The following is a 7,243-nucleotide window of genomic DNA, read 5'->3' as shown; positions in this document are numbered from 1 at the left end:
CCGTCGCGAGGTGCCGGGCGGTCCCGTTCCAGGACCCCGTCAGCTCGTGGCCGGTACGTCCGCGCCGCCGGTGGCGACGTGGCGGGCGAGTCCGGCGCGCAGCGCGGTGAGGCGGGCGATCTCGGCGTCCAGGGCGGCCAGCCGGGCGTGGACGACGGGGACGAAGGTGTCCGGGCCGGAGGAGTCGGAGCAGCGGACCGGCGGGTCCTGCTCCAGCAGGTCGAGGCGGTGGGCGCGGCTGGCCACGTCGTCCACCGTCAGCCCAACGGCGAGGAGCCGGCGGATCGCCCGGACCCGGGCCACCTCGGCAGGGCCGTACTCGCGCTGTCCCGAGGCGGAGCGGGCCGGCGGATGGAGCAGGCCGCGCTCCTCGTAGAAGCGCAGTGCCCTGGGCGTGGTGCCCGCCGCTGCCGCCGCGTCCCCGATCCGCATGCCCGCTCCCTGGTCGTCAGAGTTCCACGACGGTCGTCCCGAAGGTGTCCCCGGTGAACAGTCCGGTCAACGCTCCGACGGCGCGATCGATGCCCGCCACCGGCGTCCGGGGCAGGACGATCTCCCCGGCGCGCAGCCAGCCGGCCAGGCGCTCGTGCCACTCGGCCTCCAGATCCGGGTGGTCGAGCACGGTGAAGCCGCGCAGGCTCAGGCCGAGGGTGATGATCCGGAAGGCGTCCACCACGGTCGGCGCGTCGCGGCCGAGGCGTTCCGGCGCGAGCTGTCCGGCCAGCGCACCGACCAGGGCGAACCGGGCGCCGCGCCGGGCCGCGGCCACGGCGGCGGTCAGCTGTTCGCCGCCGACCAGGTCCAGCACGACGTCGAGGCCGTCCGGAGCCGCCTCGGCCAGCTGCTCGGCGAGCGGCCGCCCGCCGGGCACCAGCACCGCGTCGTAGCCGAGTTCGCCGGTCAGCCGCTCCGCCTTGGCGGGCGAGCGCGTGGTACCGATCACCCGGGAGGCGCCGAGCAGCCGGGCGAGCTGCCCGGCCACCGTGCCGACGGCGCCGGCCGCGCCGGTCACCAGCACCACGTCGCCCGGGCGCACCCCGGCGGAGCGGGTCAGCCCGCCGTAGCCGGCCGAGGAGGCGGAGACCAGGGCGAGCGGGTCCGGGAAGTCCGACGGGACGGGGGTGACGTGCGCGGCCTCGGCGAGCACGTGGCTCCGCCAGCCGTACAGGTGGGTGACCAGGTCGCCGGGGCGCAGCGGCCCGTCCTCCGGCGCGGCCAGCACCTCGCCGAGGGCGGGCCCGAACAGTGCGTCCCCGGGGGCGATGTTCGGCATCGGCAGGCCGGAGGCCGCGCCGCCGATCAGCGTGCGCAGACCGGGGAAGACCAGGAAGGCCCGGTTGCGGACGAGCACCTCCCCGGGGCCGGGCGCCGCCAGCGGCTCCTCGGCCACGGTGAAGTCCCCGGGGGCGGGCAGCCCGGCCGGTGCGGCGGTCAGCCGGACGACGCGGGCGGTGGTGGGCAGGGCCATGGCGGCACTCCTCTGAACGGGCGGGGAGGCGGCGGCGGTCCGTGCCGCCGCGGGACGCCCGGACGCTAACCCCTGACCCTTGCGTCAGGGGCAAGCCGCCCGGCCACGGCGGTGTCTGACGGGGCGTGGGGGACGCGGGTCTTCTAGAGTCACGCGTGGTACGAACGTACGACTGTGGTACCTGCGTACCTGCGTACCCGCGTACCTGCGTACCTGCGTACCCGCGTACCTGCGTACCTGCGTACCCGCGTACCTGCGTACCTGCGTACCCGCGTACCCGCGTACCCGCGTACCCGCGTACCCGCGTACCGCCGTACGACCCCGAGCCGCACCGAGAGGAACGAGCAGCATGACCGAGCAGGCCCCCGAGCCCTTCGAGCCCGTCGACGAGGACTGGCAGACGGCGCTGGCGATCGTCGCCCACCCCGACGACATGGAGTACGGCGGGGCCGCGGCCGTCGCCCGCTGGACCTCGCAGGGCAAGAAGGTCGTCTACGTGATGGTGACCAGTGGCGAGGCGGGCATCGACACGCTGGACCCGGCCGAGTGCGGCCCGCTGCGCGAGGCGGAGCAGATCGCCTCGGCCCGCGTGGTCGGCGTCGACACCGTCGAGTTCCTCGGGCACCCGGACGGCGTGGTGGAGTACGGGCTGCCGCTGCGCCGGGACATCGCCCGGGTGGTGCGCAGACACCGGCCGGACATCGTGATCACCAGCAACTTCCGGGACACCTACGGCGGGGTGTTCCTCAACCAGGCCGACCACATCGCGGTCGGCCGGGCCACCCTGGACGGGGTCCGGGATGCCGGGAACCGCTGGGTGTTCCGCGAGCTGCTGGCCGAGGGCCACGAGCCGTGGAACGGTGTGCGGCAGATCTGGGCGGCGGCCTCGCCGGAGGCGAAGCACGCGGTGGACACCACCGGGACCTTCGACCGGGGCGTCGCCTCGCTGGAGGAGCACAAGGCGTACCTGGCCGGGCTGGGCGGGGCGATGGCGGAGCCGCGGGAGTTCCTGGAGGGCTTCGGCCGGGGCGCGGGCAGCCGGCTGGGGACGCGCTTCGCGGTGCCGTTCGAGGTGTTCCCGCTGCGTTGACCCCCGGCTACCCGGAGCCGGACCCGGAGCCGGAGCCCGATCCCGATCCGGCGTCGGCGTCGGAGCCGGAGCCGGCGTCGGTGCCCGGGCGGCGCCGGCGCCGGTAGCGCAGCACCTGCCGGAGCAGGAGGGCGGCGACCAGCACGCCCAACCCGACCGCGAACCAGACCTGGTAGCGCAGCGCCGTGTGGTAGACGGTGCCGATGTTGGCGCCGGCGAGGTAGCCGAAGGTGCCCCAGACCGCCGTCCACAGCACCGCGCCGAGCAGGTTGAACGCCAGGAACCGGCGCCAGGGCATCTCCGTGGTCCCGGCGATGATCCCGTTGTACTGGCGCAGCCCGTCCACGAAGCGGGCGACCGCGACGACCTTGCCGCCGTGCCGGGCGAAGAAGCCGTCCGCGCGCTCCAGCCGGGCCGGGGTGAGCAGCACGTAGCGGCCCCAGCGGTGGACGAAGGCGCGCCCGCCGGTGCGGCCGATCAGGTAGCCGAGGCCGTTGCCGAGCGCGGCGGCGCCGGTCGCGATCAGCAGGACGGCGGCGAAGTCGAGGTGTCCGGTGCCGGCGTACACCGAGGCGAGCACCAGGACGGTCTGCCCGGGCACCGGGACGCCGCAGTTGTCCAGCAGGACGAGCACCGCCACCGCGAGGTACCCGTAGTGGTCCAGCAGTGGCGCGAGCCCGGCGAGTGCTCCGGGCAGCGCGGGTGTGGGGGCGGACACCGCTCCTCACCACCTCGCGCGGGGCGGGGTGGCGGGGGAGTGGGTCAGCGTTCCGCCTGGCGCTGTTCGATGTTGCAGTCGGGGCCGGGGTAGATCAGGCCCTGGTGGCCGTCCTCGAAGCGGACCACGTACGGCGGTTCGCCGTCGGTGCCGCGCACCTCGACGATCTCGCCCTTCTGGTCCACCATGCCCACCGACCTGCTGTGGATGTGGAGCTGGTCACCTACCGCCGCGTGCATGGTCTGCTCCTCGGGTCGTGTGCCGGGCCGCCTCCGCGGACGGTTCCCGCTATCCACTGTGCTGCGGGGGCGGCGGGCGCGCAACGCCTCGGGCGGGCGGGGCCCGCGGGGCCGGGCCTCAGCGGGCGGACGGCTGTTGCGCGAGGTAGCCGCGGACCAGCCGCTTGCACTCGGCGATCAGCGCCGGATCGCCGTCCGGGGCCTCCCGGAAGGCCAGTTTGAGCACCGCGTCGGCGGCCTCCAGGGCCACCCGAAGGGTCAGCATGACGGCCGTCGGGTCGCCCGACCGGAACAGTTCGCCGCCGAGCGCCTGGAGCCGCAGGGCGACGGCGGTGTTGTTGTCCACGCCCGGGTCCAGCAGGTACCGGTCGTCCCGGACGCCGGTGGGGACGGCCGGGCCGGCCAGGCCGAAGTCCAGCTGGCCGAAGCCCGGCACCGCGCGCTTCATCGCCACGAACTCCTCCACCGCGAGATCGGTGAAGACGGCGGGGCCGACCGGTGCGGCGGCGGCCAGCCGGGCGTCCAGGCGCTGGAGGTAGTGGTCGAGGTTGCGGGTGGCCAGCGCCGCCAGCAGGTCCTCCTTGCCGGCGAAGAACTGGTACAGGGTGCCGATCGGCACCTGGGCGCGCTGGGCGACCTCCTTGGTGGTGAGCGCGGTCGCCCCGACCTCGTCCAGCAGCCCGGCGCAGGCGTCCAGGATGCGGCCGTACCGCTCCAGGCTGCGCTGCTGGACCGGGCGGCGCCGGACCGGTCCGGGGGCGGGGTGACTCCTGTCGCTCATGACCTCACTGTGCCGCATCCGCTGTTGCGGCGGCGAATCACCGGGGCGCGAACGGACCGGAGTTCCCCGTGGGACGGAAGACGACTGGTGGCCGGAGCTGAACGGCACGGTGGCGGGAAGGTGTCCACGGGTTGGCATTGGTCTTGTCGTGGACGCGAAGACAGGTTCATACTCCTGAGGCGGACTACCTTGCGTGATCAACGCATGCCTCTTCGTGGTGATCACGATTCAGCTGTGGCGGCCGAGGCGCCTGTGACGGACGCTCCGCCGCCACCCGAGGTCTGGATGACGCCGTGTGCCTCCACTGCCCGCGCCACGTCCCGTGGCGCCGATTCCCTGTGTGTTCCCAGCCCGACGGAAGGAGGGGATCGGTTCGGTGACGCTGTCCTCCGGAGGGCGTGAGGCCCTCGACACCGAGCACCGCCGCCAGTTCCTGGAGTCCGGGTACCTGGTCCTGCCCGGCCTGCTGCCGGAAGCGCTGCGCGAACGGCTCGCGCCCGAGGTGGACCGGTGGGTCGACGAAGGCCTGCGGGCCCGGTCGATCGCCGCGTGCGCCGACCCCTTACGGCACGGACCGCCCCCGCTGCTGGAACTGGAACTGCCCGCCCACGGCGAACTCCTCACCCACCCGCCCCTGTTGCGCACCCTGAGCCGCCTGCTCGGGCCGGACTTCGTCTTCCACCACCTGCACAGCGACCGCCAGGACCCGGGGATCCCGGGCAAGGCCTGGCACCACGACTGCGAGCCCAACGACCGCTCCGACCCGTCGCTGCTGATGGTCCACACGCTGCACTACCTCGGCGGACTGGACGAGAAGGTCGGCAGCCTGGCCGTGCTGCCCGGCTCGCACCTGCGCACCGTCGGCAAGTCCGCCTTCGCCCACCACGGCACCGGCGAACTGCCCGGCGAGGTGGTCATCGACCGGCTGCCGCCCGGCTCGACGGTGCTGCTCAACTCGGCGCTGTTCCACACCCGCCGGCCGGCGCCCGAAGGGCCGGGCCGCCCCCGGTACTTCGTCGACGCCTCCTACTGCCAGGTGGGAGCGCGCTGGCGCCCGGTGAAGCCGTACTGGCGGCAGATGCTCGCCCGGGCCCGCGAACTGGACCTGGCCGACGGCCAGTGGCCCGAGCTGTTCGCGGAGCGGCACTTCACCGAGTACACCGGCAGTGAGCACGCCCGCACCGAGTACACCGGAACCGTCTGAGGAGCACTGCCGTGGAGATCGTCACAGCCGTCGCCTACCCCGAGGTCCACGACGCCTACCTGCGGGACCACCCGGTGGAGCGGGCCCACGAGGCGAACAGCAACATGTACGGCGAGGAGAACCTCGACCGCGCCGACCGCATCCCCGGCGGCTGGTGGCGGATCCGGCTCTCCCGGGCGGACGTCCTGGGCATCGTGCTGCCCTGGCACCTGAGCGAGGGCGGGGAGCTCGAACTGGTGCCGCGCTCCGGGCTGACGGTGGCCGAGGCGGCCGAGCGGGTGCGGGCCGGCGGATCGGCCTGGACCGCCGCCAACCCGGTCTGCGCGGCGAAGCTGCGGCTGCTGAGGTGGGCCCCGTTCACGCCCGTCTTCCTCAGCACCGCCCCGGTCGACCACTCCGACTACGGGGACCTCGCGGTCCGGTCCGGGCTGATCCACCTCGACGGCCTGCACCGCATGCTGGCCTGGGAGTTGGCCGGACGGCTGCCCGAGCGGGCGCTGCTGGACGGCTACCTGGTGGGCGACCCGGGGGTGGCCGCGGGGCCCGCCCGGGCGGGCCGGACGGGGGACGAGTCGGCGTGACCTCCGCGACGCAGCACGTCCGGTCCGCGTCCTCCGACCACCCGGCCGACCCCGCCCACCGGGCCCGCTCGCTGCCCGAACTGCTCGCCCACCAGGCCCGGGCGCACCCCGACCGGCCCGCCCTGGGCGACGGCCTCCGCACCTTCGACTACCGCACGGTCGACACCGCGGCCGACCGGATCGCCGCCCGGCTGGCCGCCGCCGGCACCCGCCGGGGCGACCGGGTCGCCCTGCTCGGGCCCCGGGACGCCCGGATGCTGGTGCTGCTGTACGGCGTGCTGCGCGCGGGCGCGGCGGCGGTGCTGGCCGATCCGGACTGGTCGGCGGCCGACCTGGCCCGGCGGCTGGCCTCCGTCCGGGTGGCCCGGGTGCTCGCCACCGAGGGCGGCCTCGGCGGGGAGGTGGTGGACGTCGAGGCGCTGCCGGAGCTGCCGCCGGTGGCCACCGAGGTACGGAGCGAGGACCTCGCGTACCTCTCCTTCACCTCCGGGTCGAGCGGCGAGCCCAAGGCGGTGGCCGTCACCCACGCCAACGCCGTGCACTACGCCCGGGCCCTGGCCGGGCGGCTCGACCTCACCGAGGCCGACGCGCCCCGCGCCGCCCACGTCACCACCCTGGCCGCCGACCTCGGCCACACCGCCTGGCTGCTCGCCCTGGCCACCGGCGGCTCGGTGCACCTCGTGCCGGACCGCGAGGTGCGCGACCCGGAAGCCTTCTGGGCCTCGCTGCGGCGGGCCCGGGTGGACGTGCTGAAGACCACCCCCTCGCACCTGACCGCCCTGCTGGAGGGCCGCCCGGCCGACTCCCCGCCGCTGCACACCGTGCTGCTCGGCGGCGAGCCGCTGCCCCGCCCGCTCGCCGCCGCCCTGCTCGACGGTGGCACCACCGCGCGGCTGGCCAACCACTACGGCCCGACCGAGACCACCGTCGGCGCCACCTGCCTGCTCGTCACCTCGGCCCGCCACCTGCCCGCCGAGGAGCCGACCGTACCGATCGGCACCGGGATCGGCGAGGTGCTGCTGACCGTGGTGGACGGCGCCGGCCGGGCGGTGCCGGACGGCTCGGTGGGCGAACTGCTCATCGGCGGCCGGGGCGTGGCCGCCGGACACCCCGCACCTACGTCGAACACAATGAACTGATGATCGATGGCACGGAAGTGACC

The 7,243-nt window shown here is 75.0% G+C and carries 9 protein-coding genes; 4 read left to right on the top strand and 5 right to left on the bottom strand.

The features are described from left to right. Positions 1–39 precede the first annotated feature (39 nt). Positions 40–432: a MerR family transcriptional regulator gene (locus ACFU6K_RS25380; RefSeq protein WP_380666682.1), complete on the bottom strand. Its 393-nt coding sequence runs from the start codon at positions 430–432 to the stop codon at positions 40–42. Between the two features lie 16 nt (positions 433–448). After that, positions 449–1,468 (bottom strand): zinc-binding dehydrogenase, encoded by a 1,020-nt coding sequence (locus ACFU6K_RS25375; RefSeq protein WP_380666680.1) that lies wholly within the window; start codon positions 1,466–1,468, stop codon positions 449–451. A gap of 349 nt (positions 1,469–1,817) precedes the next feature. Between ACFU6K_RS25375 and ACFU6K_RS25370 the strand changes: the two genes are divergently transcribed. Further along, positions 1,818–2,558, top strand: coding sequence for a PIG-L deacetylase family protein (locus ACFU6K_RS25370; protein WP_380666678.1), 741 nt, complete (start codon positions 1,818–1,820; stop codon positions 2,556–2,558). Between the two features lie 7 nt (positions 2,559–2,565). Here ACFU6K_RS25370 and ACFU6K_RS25365 read toward each other — a convergent pair whose 3' ends face one another. The 3 genes from ACFU6K_RS25365 to ACFU6K_RS25355 all read right to left on the bottom strand — a co-directional run bounded on the left by ACFU6K_RS25365 (position 2,566) and on the right by ACFU6K_RS25355 (position 4,296). Further along, positions 2,566–3,276 carry a DedA family protein gene (locus ACFU6K_RS25365; protein ID WP_380666676.1) on the bottom strand — a complete coding sequence of 237 codons (711 nt, stop codon included), beginning with the start codon at positions 3,274–3,276 and terminating at the stop codon, positions 2,566–2,568. Positions 3,277–3,320: 44 nt separating this feature from the next. Beyond that, on the bottom strand, positions 3,321–3,515 hold the full coding sequence (locus tag ACFU6K_RS25360) for a DUF1918 domain-containing protein (RefSeq protein ID WP_380666674.1): 195 nt from the start codon (positions 3,513–3,515) through the stop codon (positions 3,321–3,323). A 118-nt stretch (positions 3,516–3,633) separates the two neighbouring features. Next, the gene (locus tag ACFU6K_RS25355; RefSeq protein WP_380666672.1) at positions 3,634–4,296 is read right to left on the bottom strand and encodes a TetR family transcriptional regulator; all 663 of its coding nucleotides are present in this window, start codon (positions 4,294–4,296) and stop codon (positions 3,634–3,636) included. 376 nt (positions 4,297–4,672) lie between these two features. Here ACFU6K_RS25355 and ACFU6K_RS25350 point away from each other — a divergent pair, with 376 nt between their 5' ends. From ACFU6K_RS25350 to ACFU6K_RS25340, 3 genes are read left to right on the top strand one after another with little or no spacing between them, the layout of a single operon-like run. After that, positions 4,673–5,500: a phytanoyl-CoA dioxygenase family protein gene (locus tag ACFU6K_RS25350; protein WP_380666670.1), complete on the top strand. Its 828-nt coding sequence runs from the start codon at positions 4,673–4,675 to the stop codon at positions 5,498–5,500. Between the two features lie 11 nt (positions 5,501–5,511). Then, positions 5,512–6,081 (top strand): DUF6309 family protein, encoded by a 570-nt coding sequence (locus ACFU6K_RS25345; RefSeq protein ID WP_380666668.1) that lies wholly within the window; start codon positions 5,512–5,514, stop codon positions 6,079–6,081. Beyond that, a complete protein-coding gene (locus ACFU6K_RS25340; RefSeq protein ID WP_380666666.1) occupies positions 6,078–7,220 on the top strand; it encodes an AMP-binding protein in 1,143 nt (380 codons plus the stop codon). The genes ACFU6K_RS25345 and ACFU6K_RS25340 overlap by 4 nt, the downstream gene beginning before the upstream one ends. Positions 7,221–7,243: the final 23 nt, after the last annotated feature.

The organism is Kitasatospora sp. NPDC057512 (assembly GCF_042802135.1).
In the GTDB taxonomy this organism is placed as follows: Bacteria; Actinomycetota; Actinomycetes; order Streptomycetales; family Streptomycetaceae; genus Kitasatospora.
This window is presented reverse-complemented; position numbering and strand designations above follow the sequence as displayed.

Bases quoted from the DNA above. Each gene is read 5' to 3' on its own strand.
- ACFU6K_RS25375 (WP_380666680.1), bottom strand. From the start codon at position 1,468: ATGGCCCTGCCCACCACCGCCCGCGTCGTCCGGCTGACCGCCGCACCG.
- ACFU6K_RS25355 (WP_380666672.1), bottom strand. From the start codon at position 4,296: ATGAGCGACAGGAGTCACCCCGCCCCCGGACCGGTCCGGCGCCGCCCG.
- ACFU6K_RS25360 (WP_380666674.1), bottom strand. From the start codon at position 3,515: ATGCACGCGGCGGTAGGTGACCAGCTCCACATCCACAGCAGGTCGGTG.
- ACFU6K_RS25370 (WP_380666678.1), top strand. From the start codon at position 1,818: ATGACCGAGCAGGCCCCCGAGCCCTTCGAGCCCGTCGACGAGGACTGG.
- ACFU6K_RS25380 (WP_380666682.1), bottom strand. From the start codon at position 432: ATGCGGATCGGGGACGCGGCGGCAGCGGCGGGCACCACGCCCAGGGCA.